This window comes from Streptomyces sp. NPDC093221 (assembly GCF_044753885.1).
Taxonomy (GTDB): Bacteria; Actinomycetota; Actinomycetes; order Streptomycetales; family Streptomycetaceae; genus Actinacidiphila.
Genome location: NZ_JBIVOA010000002.1, coordinates 294,386 through 320,398 on the forward strand (window position 1 = coordinate 294,386; position 26,013 = coordinate 320,398).

At 69.3% G+C, this 26,013-nt stretch carries 13 protein-coding genes; 7 read left to right on the forward strand and 6 right to left on the reverse strand.

The annotated features are described in order from the left end of the window. Positions 1-140: 140 nt before the first annotated feature. Positions 141-1,388 (reverse strand): Ig-like domain-containing protein, encoded by a 1,248-nt coding sequence (locus ACIQCJ_RS07445; protein WP_402710951.1) that lies wholly within the window; start codon positions 1,386-1,388, stop codon positions 141-143. A gap of 399 nt (positions 1,389-1,787) precedes the next feature. Between ACIQCJ_RS07445 and glgX the strand changes: the two genes are divergently transcribed. Both glgX and ACIQCJ_RS07455 read left to right on the forward strand, forming a co-directional pair. Beyond that, on the forward strand, positions 1,788-4,025 hold the full coding sequence (glgX, locus tag ACIQCJ_RS07450) for a glycogen debranching protein GlgX (RefSeq protein ID WP_401852268.1): 2,238 nt from the start codon (positions 1,788-1,790) through the stop codon (positions 4,023-4,025). Between the two features lie 423 nt (positions 4,026-4,448). Continuing rightward, a complete protein-coding gene (locus ACIQCJ_RS07455) occupies positions 4,449-5,636 on the forward strand; it encodes an MFS transporter (protein ID WP_402711272.1) in 1,188 nt (395 codons plus the stop codon). A gap of 157 nt (positions 5,637-5,793) precedes the next feature. On the opposite strand, the gene ACIQCJ_RS07460 is transcribed toward ACIQCJ_RS07455, so the two are convergent. Then, positions 5,794-6,324 carry an RDD family protein gene (locus ACIQCJ_RS07460; protein ID WP_402710952.1) on the reverse strand — a complete coding sequence of 177 codons (531 nt, stop codon included), beginning with the start codon at positions 6,322-6,324 and terminating at the stop codon, positions 5,794-5,796. Between the two features lie 62 nt (positions 6,325-6,386). Next, positions 6,387-6,686, reverse strand: coding sequence for a hypothetical protein (locus ACIQCJ_RS07465; protein ID WP_355349278.1), 300 nt, complete (start codon positions 6,684-6,686; stop codon positions 6,387-6,389). Positions 6,687-8,194: 1,508 nt separating this feature from the next. Here ACIQCJ_RS07465 and ACIQCJ_RS07470 point away from each other — a divergent pair. The 3 genes from ACIQCJ_RS07470 to ACIQCJ_RS07480 are packed head-to-tail and all read left to right on the forward strand — an operon-like array spanning position 8,195 to position 10,508. After that, on the forward strand, positions 8,195-8,971 hold the full coding sequence (locus ACIQCJ_RS07470; protein ID WP_402710953.1) for a replication initiator: 777 nt from the start codon (positions 8,195-8,197) through the stop codon (positions 8,969-8,971). Next, positions 8,971-9,198, forward strand: coding sequence for a helix-turn-helix domain-containing protein (locus ACIQCJ_RS07475; RefSeq protein WP_402710954.1), 228 nt, complete (start codon positions 8,971-8,973; stop codon positions 9,196-9,198). The genes ACIQCJ_RS07470 and ACIQCJ_RS07475 overlap by 1 nt, the downstream gene beginning before the upstream one ends. Continuing rightward, positions 9,198-10,508 (forward strand): tyrosine-type recombinase/integrase, encoded by a 1,311-nt coding sequence (locus ACIQCJ_RS07480; protein ID WP_402710955.1) that lies wholly within the window; start codon positions 9,198-9,200, stop codon positions 10,506-10,508. The genes ACIQCJ_RS07475 and ACIQCJ_RS07480 overlap by 1 nt, the downstream gene beginning before the upstream one ends. 118 nt (positions 10,509-10,626) lie before the next feature. On the opposite strand, the gene ACIQCJ_RS07485 is transcribed toward ACIQCJ_RS07480, so the two are convergent. From ACIQCJ_RS07485 to ACIQCJ_RS07495, 3 genes are all read right to left on the reverse strand, one after another. Further along, entirely contained in the window at positions 10,627-11,109 is a 483-nt protein-coding gene (locus ACIQCJ_RS07485; protein WP_402710956.1) for a hypothetical protein, read from the reverse strand. A 6-nt stretch (positions 11,110-11,115) separates the two neighbouring features. Continuing rightward, on the reverse strand, positions 11,116-17,871 hold the full coding sequence (locus ACIQCJ_RS07490; protein WP_402710957.1) for a polymorphic toxin-type HINT domain-containing protein: 6,756 nt from the start codon (positions 17,869-17,871) through the stop codon (positions 11,116-11,118). 130 nt (positions 17,872-18,001) lie between these two features. Next, a complete protein-coding gene (locus ACIQCJ_RS07495) occupies positions 18,002-21,424 on the reverse strand; it encodes a LamG-like jellyroll fold domain-containing protein (protein WP_402710958.1) in 3,423 nt (1,140 codons plus the stop codon). Between the two features lie 454 nt (positions 21,425-21,878). On the opposite strand from ACIQCJ_RS07495, the gene ACIQCJ_RS07500 reads away from it, so the two are divergent. Both ACIQCJ_RS07500 and ACIQCJ_RS07505 read left to right on the forward strand, forming a co-directional pair. Further along, positions 21,879-23,894 carry an ABC transporter ATP-binding protein gene (locus ACIQCJ_RS07500; RefSeq protein ID WP_402710959.1) on the forward strand — a complete coding sequence of 672 codons (2,016 nt, stop codon included), beginning with the start codon at positions 21,879-21,881 and terminating at the stop codon, positions 23,892-23,894. Beyond that, complete coding sequence (locus ACIQCJ_RS07505; protein ID WP_402710960.1) at positions 23,891-25,837, forward strand: ABC transporter ATP-binding protein; 1,947 nt, start codon at positions 23,891-23,893, stop codon at positions 25,835-25,837. Before ACIQCJ_RS07500 ends, ACIQCJ_RS07505 begins: the two co-directional genes overlap by 4 nt. Positions 25,838-26,013 lie beyond the last annotated feature (176 nt).

Sequence of the window (26,013 nt, forward strand, 5' to 3'; positions counted from 1 at the left end):
ATTGTCACCGTTCCGTCCCAGATGGCTGTGGACCAGGGCCGGTCGGGGGTGTAGTGGGGGTGCGGCGGACGGCGAGCCCGCGTGCGCGGACGGGGCGGCGGACTGGGGAGCCCGCGTATGCGGGACGGACGGGGCCGCCGCTACAGCGCGGAACCCGCCTGCCACTGGGCCCAGCTGAGATTCCAGCCGCCCATCCCGTTGTCGGCGGCGACCGTGCGGTCATGGGAGTTGGTCACGCGGATCGGGTCGCCGACCAGAGAGTGGTCGAAGAACCAGCCCGCCGGGCTGGTGGCGCTGCCGCCCTTGACGTCGCGCAGCCCGATGCAGCCGTGGCTGACGTTGGTGGTGCCGAAGACCCCGGCGGGCGACCAGTAGTTGCCGTGCACGAAGGTGCCGGAGTTGGTCAGCCGCATCGCGTGCGGGACGTCCGGGATGTCGTATTCGCCGCCGAAGCCGACCGTCTGGCCGTTCATGCGCGTGACGGCGTGCTTCTCGGCGATGACCATCACGCCGTCGTACGTGGTGTGCTGGGGCGCGCCGGTCGAGGCGGGGAGGGTGCGCACGACCGCGCCGCCGCGCCGGACGACCAGAGTGTGCGCCACCGCGTCCACGGTGCTGCGCTGGTCGCGGCCGATGGTGAACCGCACGTCCTTGGACTGGGTGCCGTAGACGCCGGGCGCGCCCTGGACGTCGCGCAGCCGCAGGTGGAGGGTGACGCGGGTGCCGGCCTTCCAGTAGTCGGCGGGGCGCAGGTCGAGCCGCTGGCCGCCGAACCAGTGGCCGGTGACGGTGACGGCGGGTACGGACGTGACCGTGATGGCGCGTTCGACGGCGGCGCGGTCGGTGACCGGGCGGTTGAACCTCAGCGAGACGATCATGCCGACGCCGACGGTCGAGCCGTTCTCCGGGGTGAAGAAGCCGATGAAGGTGTGCTGCGGCACGAGGGTGGTGAAGTCGGCGTGCTTGGCGGCCGGGCGGCCCTGCTCGTCGACCGCGTAGGCGTCGACGGTGTAGCGGGTGGCCAGCGCGAGGCGTCCGGTGGGCTGCCAGCCGCTGCCGTCGGCGGCGAGGGTGCCGGGCACGGCGGTGCCGTCCGCGCTCTTGGCGGTGACCCCGGTGAGCCTGCCCTGGCCGACGGTGACGCGCAGCGTCCCGCTGGCGGGTACGTCCTTCGCGCCGTCGCCGGGCGATACGGTGATGGCCGCCTGCGAGACGTCCGGTACGGCGGTCGAGGTGTCGGTCGACGTGGCGCTCGGCGCCCGGTCGTCACCCCCGCCCGTCCCGCCGGACCCGCCGGACCCGCCCGGTCCCCCGCAGCCCGCGATCAGCGTCGCACCCAGTACCACTCCCGCACCCGCGCGCAGCACGCGCCTCACCGCTGTCTTCACGCACCGTCAACGAGGCGACCGCCGCCGGGGAAACGCGCTGTCCGCCGGCACGTGCACCGATCAACCGTGTGACTCCGTACCCCCCGGTGGGAATGAATGGAGCAGCGGGTGCGGGGAAACGGCCGTCGACGCGGGGAGGGACACCCGGCGTACGGTACGGACCCGGCCCGCCCTGCCGGCACAGCGCACCTGGTCACAGCTCGGTCCTTCGGAGCCGCGGGAGGCATACACGTGTCAGAGACACGCGAACACGGCGTCGTGGGACGCCCGGAGGGTCTTCCGCTGCCCGCAGGCGATCCGGGGGTGGCGACCGTACCGCCGCCGTCGCCGGTGCCGGGCCCGGCCGTACCGCGGGACCCGTCTGTCGTACTCGCCCCGGCCGTACCGCGGAATCCGCCGGTGGCTTCCGTATCGCTGCCGTCCGGTGCGTCGGACCGGCGGGTGGCGCCGCGGCTCGCGACCGTGTGGCCCGGCTCGGCGCAGCCGCTCGGCGCGCGTTTCCACGCCGGTCCCGGCGGGCGCGCGGGCACCAACTTCGCGCTGTGGGCGGGCGGGGCGGAGTCCGTCGAGGTGTGCCTGTTCGACGCGGACGGCACCGAGACGCGGGCGCCGCTGACCGAGCTGACCCATGAGATATGGCACGGCTTCGTACCGGACGCGCTGCCGGGCCAGCGGTACGGCTACCGGGTCGGCGGTCGCTGGGACCCGTGGACCGGCGCCCGCTGGAATCCGGCGAAGCTGCTGCTCGACCCGTACGCGCGGGCGGTGGACGGCGACTTCACGCTGGTCCCCGAGGTGTACGGGCACGTGCGCGACTGGCCCGAGCGGCAGGTCGCCGACACCGTGCGCGACAACCGCGACTCGGCGCCGTACGTCCCCAAGGGCGTCGTGGTCGACGATGACGACGACTGGGAGGACGACCACCGGCCGAAGACGCCCTGGTCGGACTCGGTGATCTACGAGTTGCACGTGCGCGGTTTCACCCGGGCGCACCCGGACATTCCGCCGGAGCTGCGCGGTACGTACGCCGGTCTCGCGCACCCGGCGGCCATCGCCCATCTGACCCGGCTCGGGGTGACCGCCGTCGAGCTGCTGCCGGTGCACCACTTCGCGCACGAGGAGCACCTGGAGCGCAAGGGGCTGCGCAACTACTGGGGTTACAACTCTATCGGCTACTTCGCGCCGCATGCCGCGTACAGCGCGAGCGGCACGCGCGGCGAACAGGTCGGCGAGTTCAAGCGGATGGTGCGGGCGCTGCACGCGGCGGGCATCGAGGTGATCCTCGACGTGGTCTACAACCACACCGCCGAGGGCGGCGAGGGCGGCCCCACGCTGTCGCTGCGCGGTATCGACAACCGCGGTTACTACCGCCTCCAGCAGGACGCGCGGCGCTACGCCGACTACACCGGCTGCGGCAACACCCTCAGCGTCGTCCAGCCGCACGTGCTGCGGCTGATCACCGACAGCCTGCGCTACTGGGTGACCGAAATGGGCGTGGACGGCTTCCGGTTCGACCTGGCGGCGGCGCTGGCCCGCTCGACGCACGACGTGGACATGCTCTCCCCCTTCCTCACGGTGATCGCCCAGGACCCGGTGCTGCGCCGGGTCAAACTGATCGCCGAGCCGTGGGACGTGGGCTCCGGCGGCTACCAGGTGGGCGCCTTCCCGCCGCTGTGGACGGAGTGGAACGACCGGTTCCGCGACACCGTACGGGACTTCTGGCGGGGCGCGGCCGGGGACGTACGCGATCTGGCGTACCGGCTGTCCGGGTCGAGCGACCTGTACGACTGGGGCGGGCGGCGGCCGTACGCCTCGGTCAACTTCGTCACCGCGCACGACGGTTTCACCCTGCGCGACCTGGTGAGCTACGAGCGCAAGCACAACGAGGCCAACGGCGAGGACGGGCGGGACGGCACCGACGGCAACCGGTCGTGGAACTGCGGCGCCGAGGGGCCGACCGACGACCCCGGCATCAGCGCGCTGCGCCGCCGCCAGATCCGCAACCTGCTCTCCACACTGCTGCTGTCCACCGGGGTGCCGATGCTGGTCGCGGGCGACGAGATGGGGCGGACGCAGGGCGGCAACAACAACGCGTACTGCCAGGACAACGAGGTGAGCTGGATCGACTGGTCGCTGGCGGACGATCCGGCCTGGCGGTCGCTGTCCGATCTCGCGGCGCGGCTGATCGCCCTGCGCCGGGCCCATCCGGTGCTGCGGCGCGGCGGCTTCTTCTCCGGGCTCGCGCAGGCGCCGGAGGGGCTGCGCGATCTGGCCTGGTTCGGGCCGCGCGGCGAGGAGATGACGGACGAGGACTGGTTCGCGCCGGGCTCGACGCTGGGGATGTTCCTGTCGGGGCAGGAGATTCCGCAGCGGAACGCGCGGGGGGAGGCGGTCGTGGACGACAGCTTCCTGCTGATCGCGCACGCGGGGTCGCGGCCCGCCGCTTTCACGCTGCCGGGGGCGCCGTGGGCGGCGGCGTACGAACTGCTCGTCGACACCGCCCTGGAGGAGCAGACGGCGGCGCCGGAGGGGGCGCGTGCGGCGGCTGGTTCCGAGGTGGCGGTGGTGGAGAGGTCCGTACGGCTGTACCGGGCGTGCGGCGGCGGGGAGGGGCGGGAAGAACTGCTCAGCGGGTGAGTTCGGTCACCGGAGCGGGCGGGCGGCGGGGGGTGCCTCGGGGTTGCGGGGGCCGGGGTGGGGGGTGGCGGGGGCCGGTGGGTTGACCGGTGGGTTGACCGGTGCGGGGGATGGCGTGGACCGGTGCGTTGACTGGTGCGTGGACCGGCGCGGGGGATGGCGTGGACCGGCGCGGGGGATGGCGTGGACCGGTGTGGACCGGTGTGGACGACACCGAATGGTCCAGTCCACTATGTCCTGGTGACCTCTTCCGCGCCCAGCCCCGACCGCGCCGGGGCCGATGCCGCCGAGCCGCTTTCGCAGCCGAATCTCATGCCGTTGTCCGACGCCGCGGTGGACCTCCCGCGCACGTCCCCGCTTCCTGGCAAGGAGCGGCTGTGGTCGGCGAATTTCCGGTTCTACTTCACCGCCCGCTCCGTCGCCATGCTCGGCGACACGATGCTGCCGGTCGCGTTGTCCGCGGGCCTGATCCAGTACGGCTACTCGGCCGGTGACATCGGCCTGGTGATGGCCGCGTCCACCGCGTGCTTCGCCGGATTCGTCATCTTCGGCGGGGTCTTCGCGGACCGCTTCAACGCGCGGCGGCTGATGATCGGCGCCGATCTCGTACGCGTCGGCACGCAGTCCACCGCGGCGGTGCTCTTCCTCACCCACCACATCACGCTGTGGGAGATGGCGCTGATCGCCGTCGTCAACGGCACGGCGGCGGCCATGTTCCAGCCGGGCGTGGCCAGTACGGTCGTCCGGGTCGCCACCGATGTGCAGGGCGCCAACGGTGTGACCCGTACCGCCGAGTCCGTCGCGGGGCTGGCCGGGCCCGCGGTCGCCGGTGTCCTGGTCGGCTTCACCTCACCGGGCGTCGTCTTCGCCGTCCACGCGTCCACGTATCTGGTCAGCGCGCTGTGTCTGATCGCGCTGCGGCTGCGACCGCTTCCGGCGAAGACGGGTGCCGGGACGGGGTCGGGGACGGGCACCGGCTCGGGCACTGGCACTGGCACTGGCACGTTCAAGGCCGATCTCGCGGAGGGCTGGCGGGAGTTCCGTGCGCGCACCTGGATGTGGGGGGTGATCGTGATCTGGATGGGCTACATGATCTTTGTCTTCGGCCCCTACATACCGCTCGCCGCCGGTCAGATCATCCCCGAGCACGGCGCGGGCGCCTACGGCCTCGTCAACTCCGCCCTCGGCGGCGGCACCGCGGTCGGCGCGCTGATCGCCATGCGCGTACGCGCGGACCGCCCCTTGCGCGCGGGCTCCATCGCCCTCTTCGGCACCGCCCTGATGCCCGCCTCGGTCGGCTTCGACCTCCCGGTCCCCGCCATCGCCGCCTGCGTCTTCGGCTCCGGCATCTGCTGGGCCTACTGGGGCGTCAACTGGGCCACCAGCGTCCAGACCCAGGTCCCCGGCGAGATCCTCAACCGCATCCACGCCTACGAGGTCGCCGGCTCCATCGCCATGATGCCCGTCGGCCAGTCCCTCGCCGGCCCCGCCTCCGCCGCCTTCGGCGCCCGCCACGTCCTCCAGACCGGCGCCGTGGTCACCCTCATCGTCTGCACCCTCCTCCTCTCCGTCCCCGCCATCCGCAACCTCCGCCGAGTCCCAACGACGTAGGGCCTGTGAGCCCCGGCCATCCACGCTCCCGCATCTCACCACCCGCCCCAACGGGCAATTCCGTTGCCCCGGACCGCCGGGCCGGTGAGGGGGCGCCCGCGCAGTTCCGGCGCTCAACGTCGCCGAGCGCACCCGTTCCTCATGGAAGCGTCCTACCTCACCGGCGCACGACCACGGTGCTCGCGGCGGTGTCAAAGGTGCTCTGGTGGTACGGCCGGTCCTGGACGAGGTGAGCGAGGCGGACAAGGACGGTGATCACATTGATCACCGGGATCAGCCAGCACACGGCCGCCACGAACCGGGCCCGCTTGAAAGCCTCCTGCCACGTCGCCCGCTCGTGACCGCGCCAGACGCGGGCGACCCGCAGGCCGGTGACGAGCAGGCCCGGCGTGCCACCCCACAGCGCGACGAAGACGGTGCCGTACAGCGTGAGCCAGACGAAGCCGCCGAGCCACAGCCCGAGCAGGTCCCAGTAGCCGCCACCGTCCGGCGCGACCGCGTTCTGCAACGCGGTGCCGCCCATCAGCGGTACCGCCAGGCTCGCCCCGGCCACAACGAGGTCGATCAGCGCGGCGAGGAACCGCCGCCCTGCTGGGGCGAGTTCGATGACCACCGCGCCACCGACCACGGGCAGCGTCCCCTCGACGCCCGCCTGGACGTACGCGGTGTCCGACCCGGTCGGCCGCACCCCGTTCAGCGGGTCCCGCTCTCGTGCCGCACCGCCGGCCGACGGAGGCACCCGCACCTGCGTCACACCGCCGCCCCCAACGCGTACCGCACCGTCTCCACGTCATCGGTGGGCACGGCCAGGTCGTACGACCCGTCTCCGGTCGTCAACTTGAACCGCCGAAACTTGAACGCCCCCGGCACGCGTTCCCCCTCCCCCACAAGCTTCACCGGCCCGGCGAGCTCCACCTGTTGCCGACTCCGCCGGTCCTCCCACACGAGCGGTCCGCTAGCGGTGAGCAACACCCAACCCTGCCGCGACCGGCCCGTATTCGCCCCGCCCGCGCCGATCGTCTTCGTGAACCCGGCGACCTTCAGCGTCATCCCGGCATCGAGATCGGCCCGATCCCCCTCAGCCGACCGCCGCCGCACCCAAGCCCAGCGCAACAGCACATCCGCCGTAGTCCGCGTCCCCGCAGCCCGCCGCACGTTCTTCCCCATCCCGCGTCCCCACCCCAGATGTTGTTCAAGTGGACATGAGTTGTCCAGGGGGTGATCTTGGCGGCCGTCAGGTCATGGTGGAGTAATAAAATCCCCAAGGATTCACAAGATTCAGAGCAACGGACAGCTAAGGGGAGCGTCGCCTCCCAGCGCGAAGAGGTCCGGCCCCGTAGACCCAAGGGCACACACCTCGCACGGGCATCAGCGCTGGCATGAAGGTATTTGCGGCCAACCGGAGGTGAGGGACGGTGACCCCTCGCTCGGTCCTGCGCTACAAGACCTGGACGATGCAACCCGACCGCCAACCGGACGCGGCGCCAGCCCGGTACACAGTGCAGTGCGCCCTGGACGGAGAAACCTCACCGACGAGCGAGGACTTCGCCGAACCGCGCTCACCACCGAACTCCCGTCCCTGCCGGGCACGGCCGACCGAGGCTCGCCCCGCACCCGTCAGCCCTGACGGGGACGGAACCTCACGTGCGTGCCGTACCCGTCGGGTTCTGGCATCAGCCGCAGAAAGTCAGCCACGACGCTGGGCGTGCCGACCGTCGTGGCTGACACATGCGTCTCGCTCGCCCCCGCACCGGCATCAGCCCCGTTAGCTCCATCGCCAACGGCCCCAGCCAGGGAGCAAGCATGGTCGTTCGGGACAGCGGGCAGGCCCAGTTCCGGCTGGCGCGTGGTCAGTGAAGACGCTTCTCAAGAAGAACGAACAGCAGCGGGACACGGAGCACAGGACCGTAGGGACAGCCTGGCAGGACAGCGGACTCGTCTTCACCACCTCTACCGGCAGGCCTCACGACCCGGCCAACCTCACCCACCGCTTCCGCGCCTTCCTCGACCGGGCCGGACTCCGACGCATCCGCTTGAACCCATCACGACCGAACTGACCTTCGCATGAGACGCACATATTGATCGGCGCCCCAGTCCGAGGCCTTACGGCAGTAGTGAATACAATTTTTGACGGATCGCCGCCGAGTTGATTGACAGCGCAGGTCTCAGCACAGACACCTTTCGACGATGTGCCTGCGGCATACTGCCCGGCCTCCGTATTAAAGCCACCTGTAACAGTTTCCGGCCTCTTGCGATTGGAGAGCTGGGCCATTTCTCCGGCATATTTATCTCGAAGCCCTTCTGCCTTCGACATGAGTTCATCGGGGCCCAGACCCGCCCCGTCACGGGGACCCGTTCCACAATTGTGAACCAGGACCGGCACCGTGGCCGCCAGCACATAGTACGTGTGACACTCCACCCTGCTCTAAGTTCGTTTTGGCAGGTGGGCGGGGCTCTGGCGGTCCGTCAGGGTTCCTTGTTGTGCGCCGATGTGCGTGGTTGTTGCTGGCACTACTGCCGTCAGTGGTCTAGACCTGTATGGCTACTTGAGATGTTCAGTGAGGTCGTCCACGGTCCAGTCGGCCTGGCGGAGGAGGGGGCCCCGACGGCAACACCCACCCCCGCTCTCGTACGCCAACGCCGCCGTACTCACCGATGCCATCCGCACCGCCGCACCGTGCGCCCGCATCTCCGTCGACTCCGCGGTCGGGGAACGCGACCTCGCCTGGGGCCAGCAGCTCGACGTACGCGAGATCGCCGCCTTCGGCACCGACAGCGAACTCACCGACCAGGCGGTCGCCGCCTACGTGGCCAAGTACGCCGCCAAGTCCGCCGACGCCTCCGGCACCCTCGACCACGCCCTGTTCTGCCGCCCCTGCCACGGACGCGGCGCCACCGTGCTGCCCCACGGGAGCCCGCTCCCCTGCACCGCGTGCGACGGCACCGGCCAGGCCCGGTCACTGCCCCGGCTCGCCGTTGCCCGCCACGTCCGGCAGATGATCCGTACCTGCTGGGAACTGGGCTGCCTGCCGGAGTTCGCCGATCTCAAGCTCTGGAAGTGGGCGCACATGCTCGGCTTCCGGGGCCACTTCTCCACCAAATCCCGCCGGTACTCCTTCACGCTCGGCGCGCTGCGCGACGCCCGCCGCACGTGGCGCACCGAACAGGCCCGCGCCCACGCCGGCCTACCCGAACCCGACCCGACGACCACTCTCGTCATCGGCCACTGGAACTACCTCGGCTCGGGCTACAGCCCCGGCGCCGCACTCCTCGCCGCCCACGTATGGCACAGCAAGGAACTGGAACGGCAGTTCTCGGCCGAAGGGGGCTCTTGATGGCCTCACGCCCGCTCGCCGTCCTCCACACAGAGGGGGCGCCGGTGCTGGAACTGCTCACGGTCCCCCAGGTCATGGCCCGCCTCCAGCTCGGCCGCTCCGCCGTCTACGACCTGCTCCGCACCGGCCAGCTCGCCTCGATCACCCTCGGCCGTGCCCGCCGCATCCCCACCCACGCCCTCACCGACTTCATCCGCACCCGACTCGAACAGGAAGCCGCCGCCTGATGACCACGCCGCGCCCCGCCTCATCCCGCCGCACTCGCTCCCGCGCCAACGGCGACGGAACCGTCTACCAGCGCAAGGACAGCCGTTGGGAAGCCGCCGGATACATCCTCGCCCCCGGCAACACCCGAAAGCGCGTCCGCGTCTACGGCACCACCCGCAAGGACGCCCTGGCCAAGCTCACCGAGAGGATCGCCGCCAGCAATCGCGGCCTCCCCGTCCCCTCCGCGCAGGGCAGCGTGGCCGCGTACCTGACGTACTGGCTGGAGGCCATCGCCGTTCACCAGCTGCGCGAGAACACCCACACCCGCTACACCGCCTGCGTCAACCGATACCTCGTCCCCGGACTGGGCAAGAAGAAGCTCGCCAAGCTCTCTGCCAAGGACGTCCGTACCTGGCTCAACCAGCTCCGCACCACCTGCCAGTGCTGCGCGCACGGCATCGATGCGGGCCGTGATGAGCCCCGTTGCTGCGGCGTCGGATCGTGCTGCCACAAGCCGCTCTCCCCGCTGACGCTCACCTACATCCATTCCGTCCTCAAGTCCGCCCTGGAGCACGCCGTCCGGGAGGAAGAGATCCCGCGCAACGTCGCCCGCAACGTCCGCACCGGCACCCCACGGCCCCGACGCTTCGAACCCCTCACCGCTGACGAAGCCCGCCACCTCCTCACCGCAGCACGCGGACACCGGCTGCACGCGCTGTTCGAACTCGCCCTCCACACCGGACTCCGCAAGGGCGAACTCCTGGGCCTCCGCTGGGAAGACCTCGACCTCAACGCGGGCACCGCCGCAATCCGCCGAACACTGCAACGCACCACCGCAGGCGGGCTCACCACGCTGCCCACCAAGACCCGTGCCTCCGAGCGCCGCATCGCCCTCCCCACCCGCTGCCTCCACTCGCTGAAGCACCACCACGAGCAGCAACAGCGCGAACGGGAAGCCGCAGGCCCCATGTGGCAGGACAGCGGGCACGTGTTCGCCACCGCGCAGGGCAGAGCGATCGACCCAACCAACCTCACCCGAACCTTCACCACTCTCCTCCGCAAGGCCGGCCTCCGCCGCATCCGCTTCCACGACCTCAGACACTCCACGGCCACCCTGCTCCTGGAACAGGGCGTCGAACTCGTCGTCATCAAGGAACTCCTCGGCCACGCCCACATCGGCGTCACCGCCACCGTCTACGCCCACGTCCGGCTCCACCTCCAGCGCGACGCCATCGACACTCTCAGCACCGCCCTTGACGGCCCTGCCAATGACGAGTCGACCCGCGACGACGGCGACGACCCGCCGCTGTGCGGAGCCACCGTCCGCTGACGTTGCCGTCAACTACTGCCGTCACCGCATGCAGAAGCCCCGCCAGGGCGCACCTGGCGGGGCCTCATTTTTGCCGACGCTAACGGATCTTCTTCTTACCCGTAAGCCTCAGCTCCTGTCACTCCGCAAAAACCGAATTAAGCCAGACCGACACCAGATTACCGTTGTCGACGCCCAAGACAGTTCCGCTAGCGATTTGGACGAACTTAGCATCGGCGGCATCGTTCAGACGAATGGCGACCCACCCGGAGGAAGGATCGTACGAAACCCGCCACCTGTCTCCAGGAACCTCGAAAGAAACCCCAGGCTTGAAAGAGTGGTCCGACGAGATGAATACCCGCCCGGGCTTGAACTGTGGAGCAGTCAACTCGGCCACCACACCCCGCACGTTCGGGAAGTATCCCCAGGCGAACAGGACTTCCTGGGACTCAATATCGACCTCAAGTTGGAGCGTGCCGATCAGCACACTCGCAACCCCTTCCGAGCCGAGCCTCTCGCTCAACGACTCCCCGCTCTGCGCACTGAAGGAGAATCCGTACTCGGACTCGTCGTAGGTGAGGACACCCTCAAGAGGAGATCCGTCTTGGATGGAGAATTTCATTTCGGGCTAGCCTTTTGTGCTCTTGAAGAGGAAGTGGACGATTCTGTTGGAATTTGCGTCGATGTTGAGTTCCCAGATCCCGTTGCTTCCGTTCATCGCTCCGGGCGTTCTCCACTCGACAACCCCAGGAGCGCCACGGGAATCCATCCTGGGCGCAGATCCCCCCATGATCCCCCGAAGGAGCATCCCGTTATTGCCGTTCATGTAAGGACGTGCCGCCTTACCGAAGTTCGGGGCATCGACGTCCCGAGTACCAGCAATGTCCCAGGTGTGATTTTCGACGGTCTTGGTCATCGAAATGTTCTCAACATCGATCTTCGACGCCAGATCCGAGACGTCACAGTTGCTGTTGTGAACGAGGATCGGCGTCTGACCAGCCAGCACATAGTACGTGTGGACGTTCGCAACCGTGAGGTTGTAGCGGTTGGCCGCGCCCGGGGTGGTGTGGACGGCGAGGACCGTGACGTGCTGGTTGCGGTCGGTGTTGAGAGCGTGGCCGGATTTCAGGTGGCCCGCGGGGACCCAGGTGTGGGTGGTGTCGTCCCAGAAGGGGTGCTTGGAGGTGGTGTGGATGGTGGCGGGCTTGGCACCGGGAGCCTGAACGGTGAGATCGACCAGGTCGTCGTCATGATTGACCCAGGTCGCGGTGACCGCGTGCGAGCCGTCGTTCTTGCCGCTGTCCGGATCCGCGGTCTTCACCTTGTCGCCCACGGCGATGTCATTGATGGGCTTGGACTTGCCGCTGTCCAAGAGCACGGGAGTGGCAGGGGAGAAGCTGAGCTTGCACCCCGCACCGGACTTCGGCGCCGCGTCGGCCGCCCTGGTACCGCCGGAGGCCGAACCCGACCCCGCCTTGCTCGTGGCCGCGGATGCCGCGGAGTCCGCTCCAGCCGAGGCCGCGGCGTCCTCCTTCGCGAACACCTCAGTGGTTTTGGCCACGGTCGCGGCAGCCACGCTGGCTACCGCCACTTCTGCCGCGATGGTCGCACCACCAGCCACGGCAGCACTTGTCGCGCCGCTTACCACGGCGGCCGTCACCCCGAATTCGGCACCCGCGGTGAACCCTTCGGCAGCGGCGAGAAGTACGCCGGCGCACGCACCGCCCGTGCCCACGACACAGGCGACGGCTCCCACCACGACGGCGGTCGCCACGACCGCGGCGATGACGGGGTGCTGTTCCACCACGTGCTTGACCTTGTGGACGGCGCTCTTGACACCGCACTTGACGTCCCAGAAGCCACAGTGCTTCTTCGTCTTGCCAGTGCCCTGCCCCGAGTACTGCTTGTCAGCGGCGGCGAGGTTCTTCTGGCACGAGTCGTCGCAGGCTCCGCCGCCGCCGACGTCGCCGTTCATCAGACCGGTGGGGTCGCTGCCGGTGACAGGGTTACTGGAGGCGTAGCTGTAGCCGTTGATCTGCTGGGGGTCGGTGAGTTCCAGGACGGGGTCGAGTGAGATGAAACGGCCGGTCGTGGGGTCGTAGTCACGCGCGCCGAGGTGCGTCAGGCCGGTGGTGTCGTCCTCGACGCCGCCGACGAAGCCGTGATCGCCGGACCAGGCGCTCGGAGCGGCGCCGCGCAGGTTGCCGAAGGGGTCGGTCCGGCGGTGGACGGCGGTCTGGGTGGTGGCGTCGATCTGGGTGGTGGCGGTGTTGTGGGCGTCGTTCAGCATCCACTGGAAGGAGCCGTCACTGCCGCGGGCGGCGACGGTCTGGCCGGCCCAGTCGTAGTAGCGGGTTCCCGTCGTGCTGGTGGTGCCCTTGGCGAGCTTCACCTCGGTGTCGCCGAGGTACAGCGTGGTGCCCGAGGAATCCCTGGACAGCAGCCGGTTGCCGTCGGCGTCGTACAGATAGGAGACAGAGGAGCCGTTGGAGTCGTCGGCCCGCGCCAGGTGGCCCTCGTCGTCCCACGTCAGGGACTCGGAAGCACCGTCCACCGTGCGGTTGGTGGTGTTGCCGCCGTTGTCGTAGCCGTAGGCGCTCTGCTTGTCCGGCTGCCCGGTCGCGGTCGTCTTCGAACTGGTCAGGGTGTGCGGCTGCGAGCCGTCCTCGGCTCCGTAGGCGTAGGTCGTCGTGGTGTCGGGGGCGCCGGTGGTGGTGCCGTGCTGGACGAGTTGCGTGCGGTTGCCCAGCACGTCATAGGTGTAGGACTGCCAGTACGGTGCCGGGCCGCCGAGGGCGCCAGTGGCCGGGTCGGACGAGCATCCGCTGGTGGCCGTCCACGCCTGGGTCAGCCGGTCGTGGCCGTCGTAGCGGTAGCACTGGGTGTCGGCGAGCGCGTCGCCTCTCGAGTCGACGACGGTCGGGTTGCCCGCGGCGTCGTAGGAGTAGTACGTGTCGTCGACGGGTGCGGTGTGCGTGTCGTCGGTGATCAACTGTCGATTGAGGCGGCCGGTGCCGTCCTCGTACGTGTTGGACTCCTGGACCCACTTGGCCGTGCCGTTGGACGCCTGACCGAGAGTGATCTGGGCTATCTGGCTGATCTTGGTGTACTGGGTGTTCTGCACATAGCCGCTGGCGCCGTTGAGGTTCTTCGGCATGCCCAGTTCGTTGTAGCCGTAGATCAGCGACTCCGCCGGTATGCCACCCGCCGCCGGGTCGGACGTGCTGTAGAGGGTGCCGTCCAGGTTGTAGCTGGCGCTCGCCACATAGTTGCCGGCCAGCTTCTCCTCACCGGTCGCGGACGGGATGACGGTACGGGTCAGGGTGGGTCGGTAGAGACTGTCGTACGAAGTGACCTGCGAGGTGTACGAGAGGGTCGCTCCCGTGACGGTGTCCTTGGCGAAGCGGGTGGAAGCGGACGGCTGGCCCTTCTGGATCGTGTCGTACGTCCACCTGGCGAGTTGGTTGTCGGCGCTCTGGTTCGCGACGGCGGAGTCGAACATCCCGGCCTTGCGGCCGAGTTCGTCGTATGTGTAACTGAGCGTCTTGCCGCGGCTGTCGGTTGTCGCGATCATCTGGTCCAGGTCGTTGTACGCGGTCCTGGTCAGCCCGGCGTCCGGGTCGGTGCTCGTGACCTGGCGACCCATCAGGTCGTAGCCGTACGTCCAGACGTTGTTGCCGTTGTCCGTGACCTTGACCAGTCGGCTCTTCGCGTCGTATCCGTAGTCGATCCAGGTGTACGGACCGCTGGCCGTTCCGTTGTCGTACTGACGCGTCTCGGTCGTACGGCCGAGGGTGTCCGTCAGCGTCGTCGTGACGACTCCGCCGTTGGGCGGTATGACGGTGGTGCGGTCACCGCCGTAAACGGTGCTGGTCGTCCACTTCTTCGTGCCCTTGGCGTAGAAGTCGGCGGCCGTGGGGCGGCCGGCTCCGTCGTACGTGGTCAGCGTCTGGGCGGGCTCGACCGAGGTGATGTTCACCAGGGTCCCGGAAGCGTCCGTGCCGTCGTTGTAGTCGGCGTCGTTCTCGACGGCCAGTCCGCGCGAGTCGTACTTGGTCTCGGAGATGACGCGCCCGCCACCGGGAGCCGGCGTCTGCGACTGACGCGGCCGCAGCATCGCGTCGTAGATGGCGTAGGTGTAGTCGTACGACGTGCCATCATTGCGGATCTTGCCGGTACGGACGTAGCTGGCCGCGGTCCGCGACAAGGCATAGGTGTAGGAGAGATTCGGCTGCTGGCCGGCGGACTTGACGCGGGTGGGGAGCCAGATCCCCGTGAGGCGGCCCAATGCGTCGTAGGCGTAGTCAGTGCGCTTCTTGTTGGGGTCGACGACGGCGGTGGCCACGGCGCGGGCCGGGTCGTACGTGGTGGTGGTCTCGTACAACTTGGCGTCCCGCGTCACTGTTCCGGTCAACGGGCCGCCGGTGGAGGGCGTGTACGAGGTATCGGTGACGTGCCCGCCTGCGTCCGTGACCGACAGGATCCGGCCCTGGGAGTCGTAGGTGCTGGTCGAGACGGTCTGGTAGGCGGGGGTGCTTCCGCTGTACGACGTGAGCCGCTGCGTCGAGGTCTCGTCGCCCTTGGTGGGCGCGGTGCCGTACGCCAGGTTGTCGTAGAGGGTACGTACGTCGGAGACCACGTCGTCGGGCCGGCTGGGAGTGGTGCCGCAGCTCACCGCGACCGTCTCGACGCGGACGGGTGCCGCTCGGAGCCATGCCGTGGTGTTGTCGGCGTACGTCGTGCGGGTGCACTGTTCGTCGCCGCTCACCGCGTCGTCGCCCAGGTCGTTCACCTGCGTGACTTCGCCGGTGTCCGGGTCGTACGTCGTGTTCACCGTCGTTGTACGTGGGCTGCCGCTGCTGCGGTCGGTGCGGTTGTGCACGGCGGAAGACCGCACGAAGTTCGCGGTGCGGGCTCCGTCCGTCGCCGTCTGGTGGATCCACTGGTCGGTGATGGTGCCGGAGACCTCGGCGGAACCGTTGTACGTGATCGACTCGCGGACGCTTCCGGCGAGTTGATCGGAGTCGGTGACCTGCGTCCCGGTGGAGTCGGTCACCTTGACGCTGCGGGTCGTACCGTCGGCCTTCTTGTCTCCGTCCATGCCCCGGAAGAAGGTGGAGACGGTCTTGCTCCGCGTCGACTGGGCGTTGCCCGTCGTGGTGGTGACACTGCCGTACCCGCGCCAGACCGACCAGGTCTTGCGCTTGTCGGGTCCCACCACGTCATCGCTGACATAGTGCCAGGCCGGGTCGCCGTTGTAGGTGTAGTCCGTCACCTTGAGCGGTGCGCCACCGGTCGGGTCTGATTCGTTGACCTGCTGGACGACGTATTTGTGGAAGTAGTCCAACTGTGGATTGGCCATCAACGGCGGCGTCCACCACACCGGGTAGCAGAGTTTCGTGTTGCTGTCCGGAGCGGACGGCATGTTGGAACCGACGACGCACTGCGGGTCGGAGTAGTTGACCGTGATGACAGATCCGGTCTCGGTGGTGATGGTGCGGACTCGCCACTTGATCAGCGCGGCGATGTCGTCATGCGTGGTGTCGACCCGGTTGGCAAGCTGAATGCCGCCGAACGTGACCGGTGGCATCGCCACCGCGGTGCCGTCCTTGCCGGTCCTGGTGATGGAGTTCAGCCACAGGCTGGCGGCCGTGCCGTCACCGGGGTCGGCGAAGGACTGGTCGAGCGTCCACGCGTCCACGTCACGGTAGGCGGGCGGCGTCAGGCTCGCGTCCCAGATCTTGGTGGTGACGCCGGTCAGGCGCCGACGGGAGAAGAACGTCGGCGAGGGCGTGGTCTTGCAGACCGTGCCGAGGTTGCAGATCTGGTCGAAAGGGACGTCCGGCCAGTCCTTGGCCGTGGTCGGGCTCAGCGTCCCGCAGGGCTCGGTGTCGGTCGGCAGGCAGCGCTCGCGCGTGGAGAAGACCACCTGGTCGGCAGCGGTCCCGAAGACCGTGGTGTCGGTGATGCCGTAGTCGATACGGGCCAGGTATCCGCCGCGGACGTAGGTCGTGCCGGTCGCGGTGGTCGTGCCGTTCTGGCCGTAGGCGTTGTTCTCCTTGGTGTACCAGTACGACATCGCGTTGTGATGCGTGTCCACGACGTAGTCCAGGTTCCAGCGCCACGCCTGGGTGCAGGAACTCGAGGCGAAGTCACTCCCATGGCACGGCTCGCCCGCGTCGTCGCCGTACACCGGGACGGTCCAGGCGGAGTTGGTCTCCGCCTTGCCGGTCGACCAGCCGGGGAGGTGGTTCATCCCGAAGACGTACTGGCTTCCGTCGGTGGTGGTGACGGTCCAGTACTCGCCGTCGTTGTCGCCGTTGACCGCGCCGGTCGAACGCACCACGCGTTCCCCGTCGTCCTGCTTCGGATGCCACTGCCCGGTGGTCTTGTCCTTGATCAGCGGCGTCGACTTGCCGTTGAGGACGAGCGTGGCGTTGTCGTTCGCCCAGCATTCGTCGTACTTCTTCGCCTGCCCGTCGTCGTCGCACGAGTCGTAGGAGCGCTCGATGTACGAGGTCGGCAGGTCGAAGCCCTCTCCGACCCATGAGGGCTGGTTGTTGGTCGACGGCAGTCGCCCGTCCACGCTCTGTGAGTCGTACGTGAGGGCCACGCTGGGTGCGGGTCCCCCGGCGGAGGGAGGTGCCTGCATCGCGTACGACCAACTGAAGTCGCCGCTGGACCCGCCCGCGTTCCATGAGCCGGAGGGCGCCAGGGAGGTAGCCGTGTACGCGCCCGCGCCGGACTTCGCGGTCGCCGTCGCGCCCAGCACGGTGACGGTGGACGAGGACGGCGCCGTGTTCGGCGACGACGAGGCGGCGGGCATCGAGACGGACAGAGTGCGCGCGGAGATGCTGTTGTGTGCCGCGAGCGGAGTACGTGTGCGGCATTCGGCCTTGTCCGGCGTGGTCAGCGCACACAGCGGAAGCTCGACCAGGGTCAGGCGGGAGCCGAAGTCGCCTCCGTAGGCGTCGGCGAAGCCGGAGTAGTCCAGCGACACCTGGGCGCCAACCGCTCCCGACGGGCGGGTGACGGACAGCAGGGCTCCGTCGACGCCCGCGGCGGTCGCGGCCGAGTGCGGTGCGACCTTCACCGTGGCAGTGCCGGATTCAGCACTGCCGGGCTTCACCGCCGTCCGCTTGAGCCGGACCGTGGCGTTGGCGTCAGTGGGCCATACGACCGGCTTCGCCGACCGGCGCGCGGCGGTCTTGGCCGCGTCGACCACCGGATCCTTCCGCGCCGCCGTCGAGGCGTGGAAGGGCACGGCGGTGCCGGGTTTCGACTCCGGTATCGACACCGTCCGGTGCCCGTGGTGTTCGTTCGCCCACACGGCCGGCGCCGTACCGAGTCCGGTGGCGGTCACCGCACCGACAACCGCGGCCACGACCCATAGCCGCCGCTGACGCCCATGCCTGTTCTTGGCCGTCCCCACCCCAATGCCGCGCATCACTGAACTCCGCTTCCCTCATCGGTACGAGATGGTGCATGGAGAGGTGGCGCGCACAGCGCGCGGTTCACTGGCCGGGGTCCGAAGCGCCGGTGTCACGCAACATCATGGCCATGATGTCGGCCGGCGCGGTGACGCCGGTCCACACGCGAACCCTGCTGATGAGGCCGGTGACGGCACCGCCGTAGGAGCCGTCGCTGTTGCGGCCCCTGCCGATGGAGAAATCGCCCTTGGCCTGCCACGGACCGGTGAACTCTGTTCCGTCGCCGATGGAGTTCAAGTTCTCGTCGGTTCCGGTCACGCCTTGAGGGACTCCGTTGACGAAGAGGTACATCTGGTGGTGAGCCCCGTCGTACATGCCGGTGAGCATCGTCCACTCACCCGGATCGACGAGGGACGCCGCCACCATGTCCTTAGGCGCTGTCGTCGTCGTGGCAGTCGTCGTATCGGCTGAAGTACGTCCGAAGGCCCACGCCCCCTGGGTCTGACCGGCGGCCTGCACGTACCACAGGCCCCAGGAATCACGCAGGGTCCCGGACTGTCCGGCGATCCGTACGGTGTGCGCCACCGAGGTGTTCGCCAGCGAATCCGTGTCCAGCCGTGCCCACGCGGAGATCGTGAAGTCGCCCTGCGAATCGACCGTCGCGCCGGACGACGTCACATTGGAGGTGGCGGCGCCGCTGAGCCGCAGCACATTGCCCATCGCGTCGTCGTACTGCCAGGTGGCACCCGCACCCAGTGTTCCGGTGTTCGCGTACGTGGTGGCGTCGGCGGCCGTCGTGCCCGACGTCTCGTTCAATTCCCAGTCCGCCACCAGCGCCGGACGTGCGGAGTCGGTCGGTCCGACAGCCATGGACTGGAGGTCGGCCACTTCCTCGTCGGCCAGGATGCGATTCCAGAAGGTGACCTCGTCGATCCGGCTGGAGGCGTAGTCGGAGTAGACACTGCCGATCTGGCTGCGACCGATCTGGAGCGGCCCAGTGGCTTTCCACGGTGTGGTGAAGGAGACGGGGCTGCCCTGGGGAACGCCGTTGACGAAGAGCTGGATCGTCTTCGCCTGCTCGTCGTACACACCCAACAGGTGCGTCAGCACGCCGGGAACCGGTGTCGCGGTGGACACCGACCGCACGATCGTGGGTGTCGCGGAGTCGTCGGTGTACCGGTTGAAGATCCATGCCTTGTACGAGGCGGAGTAGTACAGGGCGAACGAGGTTCCGTTCGTCCCGGTCTGCGAGACGAACACCGAGTTCTGCGTACCGGTCACCAGATCGGCCCAGGCGGCCACGGTGAACGAGTGCGAGGTGTCGAGACCGGTGCTCGGCGCTGTGGCGTACGCGGTGGAGCCGTTGGTGAACAGCGCCGTGCCGAGGCGGGCCCGGTTCGACCAGGTGGCGCCGCCACCGAGCGTCGCCGTGTGGCCGCCCGCGGAGTCGGCCGCGGTCGTGCCCGTGCCCTCGTCGAAGGACCAGGAGTCCACGGGAGGTGCGCCGGCGGCGACCTTGAAGTTGTAGGACCCGGAGCCCGAGAAGTTGCCCGCCGCGTCGACGGTCTCCACCTGGAGCGTGTTCACTCCGCGCACATCGGGGGTCAGGCGCACGGCGAAGGTCGAGGTAGGCGTCGCGAAGGTCTTCGTCACCAGCCGCCCGTTGTTCAACTGGTACCTGTACGTCAGTACATCAGTCGCTCCAGCCGTGATCAGGAAGTCGCCGGCTACCCCGACGCCTCCGTACTCGGCACAGTCCTTGGGCGCGGACGGAGTCGCGCACCCGAGATAGATCCCGCTCGGGGCGGTGGGGGTGATGGTCGGCGTCGGGGGCGCGGTCGTGTCGATCCTGAAGTAGCAGTACTTCGTCCACGGCGAGTACATGGAACCGGCGTGCCCTTGCCAGTTGTACTGGTACTCCGAACGTGCCTGGTAGCGGTAAGTGGAGTTGTTTTGGAGCGGCGGCACGGTCGGCACGGTCCAACTGCCCGCGGTGCCTGAGGCCGTCCACGTCGAAGGACTTCCCTTGGCGGCCAGGACACCGGCCGCGGTCTGCACGACGAAGTTGGGTCGCAGCGTCGCCTGCGATCCGTCCGACGACTTCGGAGCCGCCGACAGCCTCGGCGTCGCGGTGCGAATGATCGCCGGGTGTGCGGCGTCGGCGCAGCCCACACTCGGGTCGGCCATCCTCAGGCCCGTGGGCTCGGTGGGGGCGGAGACAAAGGTGACCGACAACGTCGGCTTGGTGTCCTTGGGCGACGCGAACTGCTTCCACGCGAGGGGATCGATCTCGCTGGCGCGCAGGCCAAGAGTGGTGGTCCCCTGCGACTGGCCCGCCGTGGCGGCTACCGCCTTGGTGGCGTCGAACTCCAGGTTGCCGCCGGGGCAGCCGGACGAGCTGCCCTTGGCCGCGGCGAAGGCGTCAACTTGCGCGTACCAGGTGGGCGGTTTGTTCCAGGTCGTCGATGACGAGATCGAGCTCGTCCGCCACAGTTGGATTTCCATGGGGGTGCAGTTGGCCGACCACACTTCTTCGGCGGTGAAGGTGGCTTCGAGGATGTTCTTGCCTGCCACCCCGTGCGTGTCGAACTGGTAGAGCGACCTGACCTTCTTGTTGTCGACGTAGGCCTCGTAGCCCACTCCGAGCGAGTGCGTCGTGTTCCAGAACGACGTTGAGGCCATGCTTCCGTTGGACCACAACGACGTCCATCCGGCCAGGTGGTTGGCGGTCGTCTGGGGGTCGAGCACCACCGGGTAGACAGTGTCGCTGTCGGACAGGAATCCCTGGTCCGGAGTCAGGGTCATCGCCGTCCCGTCGATCGAGACATCCATGACCGCGGTCTTGGACCCCGGCGCGGGGTCGTTCGTGGCGTCTGCCACGGCTGTTCCCGTGGACGCGACGCCACGCGACGCCTGCCGCGTCACCCCGGGCGTCTGCACAGGAGGTGCGCTGTCCCATTGCAGAGCCGTTCCGGTCGTGAACACCGGGCGTCCCGTGTCGTCTACCAGTGCCGCGCCGCCCGACGCCGACGCTCTCACCGTCAGGCCGCTCAGCGTGACGGGAAACCGGAGGGCCGCCAACTGCGGATTCTGCGCGGCGGCGCGCGACTTGACGACCACGTTCTCGGCGAATCCGTCCGCGACCGCGGAGACCACGAGATCCACGTCGGGCAGCACGGAGGCGTAAGTGGCCGTGGCCCCGGCCAGGGTCGGCGCCGGGAGCGTCCACGGAGCGGTGATGCCGTACGACTTGCCGTCCACCGTGACGGTCGCCAGCGGGCCGGTGCCGCCGCCGGAGAACGTCATGTCCACAGCCGCGGTCTTCGGGCGGACCGAATGGTCGGACCGGACCTCCAGCGTGGTGTCGAGGGGCACCCACGCGTTCCCCTGGCGAGCACGGACCGGCGTGGTGTCCGCGTCAAGCCTGAACGTGCCGTCCGGCTGAGCCGTGACCTTCTCGGTCGGCGTCGTCTCCGACACCACTTCGACCGGATTGCCCGATTCCATCGCCTGTTTGGACGCCGCCCCCTCCGGCGACAAGTCCTGTACCGATGAGTCCGACACCGTCGGCCTGCCGTCCGCAACCGCCGCGTGTCCGGCCATCGCGACCAGCGGCTGCACGCACAGTGCCACTGCGGCCAGCCACGCTCTGCGCGCATGCTGCCGCCTACCCCCCACAAACCCCATCTCGCGTCCCCACCCCAGATGTTGTTCAAGTGGACAAGAGTTGCCCGAGAGGTGATCCTGACGCGCCTTGAGTCATGGAGGGGCAATGGAATGACCAAGGGTTGCCATGGAAACTTTCATGAGACGGCAAAGTAGATCAGTTCCCTTCTCCACTCGGAGGGGCCCAAAACTCCTTGAGGACCGGAAAGTTCATGGCGGGAAGAGATCGGAGGGGCGTGGGCGCGGCGGAAAACGGGGTGAGCGGTGTCGGTGGTCGCGCCTAATGTCGGGAGGGATGTCTGCCACGACCACTGACCCCGCGCCCGCCGTCCGTTCGAGATCAGCGATTCGGTCGCTGCTGCGCCTTTGGCCTTATGTGCGGGCGGTGCGGGTGCGGTTGGGGGTGTCCGCGGTGGTGGGCGCGGGCGCGTCGTGCGTGGCGCTGCTGATTCCGCTGGTGCTGAAGTGGATGGTGGACGGGCCGGTCTCGGACCACGATCCGGCCGGGGTGTGGCTCGGCGGCGGGCTGATCCTGCTGCTCGGGCTGCTGGAGGCGCTGCTGTTCGGGATCAGGCGGTGGCTGGTGGCCCGGCCGCTGGCCGGGGTCGAGGCGGCGATGCGGGCGGATCTGTACCGGCATCTCCAGCGGCTGCCGGTGGAGTTCCACGACCGCTGGGCGTCGGGGCAGTTGCTCTCGCGGGCGACGATGGACCTCCAGATCCTGCGGATGTTCCTCGCCTTCCCGCTGGTCTTCCTGGTGGTCAACACCGTCACCGTGCTGATCGGCTTCGCGATCCTGTTCGCGCAGTCCTGGCTGCTCGGCCTGGTGCTGCTGGCACCCGCCGTGCCGCTGATGATCATGTGTTCCGTCTTCGAGACGCGGTACGCGCTGGCCGCCCGCCGCGCGCAGGACCAGGCGGGCGATCTGGCCACGCTGGTCGAGGAGTCGGTGCTGGGCATCCGGATCATCAAGGCGTTCGGCCGGCACCGCAGCCAGGCGCGGGCCTTCCGCGCGCAGACCTGGGGACTGTGGCGTACCGAGATGCGCAAGGCGCGGCTCCTCTCGGACATCTGGGCCGTGATCATGACGCTGCCCGAGGTGGCGATCGGCGCCGCGCTGGTGTGCGGTGTGCTCCAGGTCGCGGACGGCAAGCTGTCGGCGGGCACCCTGGTGGCGTTCCTGTCGACCGCGCTCGCGCTGCGCTGGCCGGTCGAGTCGATCGGCTTCCTGCTCGCGATGAGCAACGAGGCGGCCACCGCCGCCGACCGGTACTTCGAGGCGATGGACACCCCCGAACCCGACAGCAGCGGCAGGACCGCCAGGACCGGCAGGACCGGCAGCACCGGCAGCACCAGCAGCACCAGCGGGAGCGAGAACGACGGAAGCGCCGCAAAGACCACGGACGGCACCGGAGCCGGACGACCGAGCGACGGCCTGCGCATGCACGCCGTCCGCTTCCGTTACCCCGACGCCCCCGACGCGGGCCCCGACCTCCTCAAGGGCGTCGACCTGCACATCGGCCCCGGCGAGACGATGGCGCTGGTCGGCGCCACCGGCAGCGGCAAGACGACGCTGACCGCGCTGCTCCCCCGGCTGCACCAGGCGACCGGCGGCCGGATCACCCTGGACGGCGCGGACATCGCCGACCTGCCGGTCAAGCGGCTGCGCGAACTGCTTGCCGTCGCCTTCGAGGAGCCGACGCTGTTCTCCGCGACCGTACGGGAGAACGTGGCGATGGGCGCGGGCCCTGAGGGCGCCGACGAGGCGGACATCGTACGAGCCCTGGCCGTCGCGCAGTGCGGCTTCGTGGAGCGGCTGCCGCAGGGCCTGGACACGCAGGTCGGCGAGCAGGGCCTGAGCCTTTCCGGCGGGCAGCGGCAACGGCTCGCGCTGGCCCGCGCGGTGGTCGGCCGCCCGCAGTTCCTGGTCCTGGACGACCCGCTGTCGGCGCTCGACGTGCACACCGAGGCGCTGGTCGAGGCCGCGCTGCGCGAGGTGCTGGCCGACACGACCGCGCTGGTCGTCGCGCACCGCCCGTCCACGGTGATGCTCGCGGACCGGGTGGCGCTGCTGGAGGACGGCCGGATCACGGCCGTCGGCACGCACGCCGAACTGCTGCGGGACAGCGCGGTCTACCGCCACCTGATGTCGGGCGCCGACGAAGAGCCGGATGCCGACGGAGAGTCAGGCGCCGACGAAGAGCCGGACGCCGAGGGGCACCCGGACCTCCCGGAGCAGCACGGCGCCGAAGAACGAACCGGGGAGGCCGATGAGGCTTCCGCCGCGCGGGAGAGGAGCGACGCCCGATGACCTCCGCGACAGAACAGGGCGCGACAGAACAGGGCTCGACGAAAGAGAGGGCGGCGAAAGAGAGCGCGGCGAAAGAGGACGCGCCAGAAGCCGGCGCCACCGAGGAGTACGACTTCGACGAGCCCACCGCCGCGCCGCTCCCGCCCGACGACCCCTTCGCCAAAGACGTCCTGCCCGCCCCGAAGAACGCCCAGTTCACCCTCCTGCGCTCGCTCCTCGGCCCGCACCGCGCCCGCGTCTGGCTGGCCGCGATCCTGCTGCTGGTCCAGCAGGCGGCCGTGCAGGCGGGCCCGCTCCTGGTGGCGTACGCCATCGACCACGCCATCCCGGCGGTGCGCGACGGCCGGCACGGCGCGCTGATCGCGGTCGCCTGCGGCTACATGGGCTGCGGCATCGCCTCCGGCACGCTCCAGCGGTTCTTCATCCGGGTCGCCGCCCGCGTCAGCCAGGACGTGCTGGTCGACCTGCGCGGCCGGATCTTCCGGCACGCCCAGACCCTCAGCCTGGACTTCCACGAGCGCTACACCTCGGGCCGGCTGATCTCCCGCTCCACCTCGGACGTCGAGTCGATCCGCGAACTGCTCAACGACGGCCTGGACGAGCTGATCGAGGTCGTGCTGTCGGCGGTCTACATCACCGCGCTGCTGATCTTCCTCGACTGGGAGCTGGGACTGGCGGCCCTGGTGTCGTACGCCCCGCTGTACGTGGCGATCCGCGTGTACCAGCGGCGCTCGATGGTCGCCTACCGCAAGCGGTCCACGGCCATCGCGGCCGTCATCGTGAAGTTCACCGAGACGATGAACGGCATCCGCCCGGTGAAGGCGTTCCGCCGCGAGGAGCCGAACGACGAGGCGTTCCTCGAACTGAACCACCGCCATGAGCGGGCCAACGGCGACGCGATCCTGGAGATGGCGCGTTACGTCGTCGGCTCCCGCGTGATCGCCAACGTGACGATCGCCGCGATCGTGATGTGGGGCGCGTACCGGGTGGCGGACGGCGGGATGGCGCTCGGTGTGCTCGCCGCCTTCGTGCTGTATCTGCGGCGGCTCTACGACCCGATCGACCGGCTCGGCATGTTCCTCAACTCCTATCAGTCCGCGGCGGCTTCACTGGAGAAGATCGCCGGGCTGCTGGCCCAGCGGCCGACCGTGCCGGAGCCCGCGCCCGAGCGCGCGGTGCCGCTGCCGGAGCGGGCGGGCGAACTGCCGGGCCGCGAGGTCGTCTTCGACGAGGTGCGCTTCGCGTACCGCACGGGCGGCGAGGTGCTGCCGCGGTTCTCGCTGCGGCTGCCCGCGGGGCAGACCGTCGCCGTGGTGGGCGCGACCGGCGCGGGCAAGTCGACGCTCGCCAAACTGCTGGCCAGGTTCTACGACCCCACCAGCGGCCGAGTGCTGCTGGACGGCGTGGAGTTGAGCGATCTCACGCAGACCGATCTGCGGCGCGGGGTCGTGATGGTGACGCAGGAGGCGTTCCTGTTCTCCGGGACGGTCGCGGAGAACATCGCGATCGGCCGGCCGGACGCCTCCCGCGAGGATGTGGAGGCCGCCGCGAAGGCCATCGGCGCCCATGACTTCATCGCGGCGCTGCCGGACGGCTACGACACGGACGTACGCAAGCGCGGCGGCCGTATCTCCGCGGGCCAGCGCCAACTGGTCGCCTTCGCGCGGGCGTTGCTCGCCGACCCCGGCGTGCTGATCCTGGACGAGGCGACGTCCTCGCTGGACGTGCCGGGCGAGAAGGCCGTCCAGCACGCGATGCACACCGTGCTCAACGGGCGTACGGCGGTGATCATCGCGCACCGGCTGTCGACCGTGGAGATCGCCGACCGGGTCCTGGTCATGCGCGACGGCCGGATCGTCGAGGACGGCACCCCGGACGAACTGATCGCGGACGACGGCCACTTCGCCGGACTCCACCAGGCGTGGCGGGACAGCCTGGTCTGACCGTCAGCGCCCCTACGACGAGGCCGTCCACGCCGACGCGGCACCCGCCCGCGTCGGCGCACCGCCCCGCTGGTGTCGGCGAATCACCCCGTCCGGGTCGGCGCACCGCCCCGCCCCCCGGTGCCGCACCGCCCGGCCCGCGCCAACGAACCGCCCTTCGCGCCACGCGCCAAGGG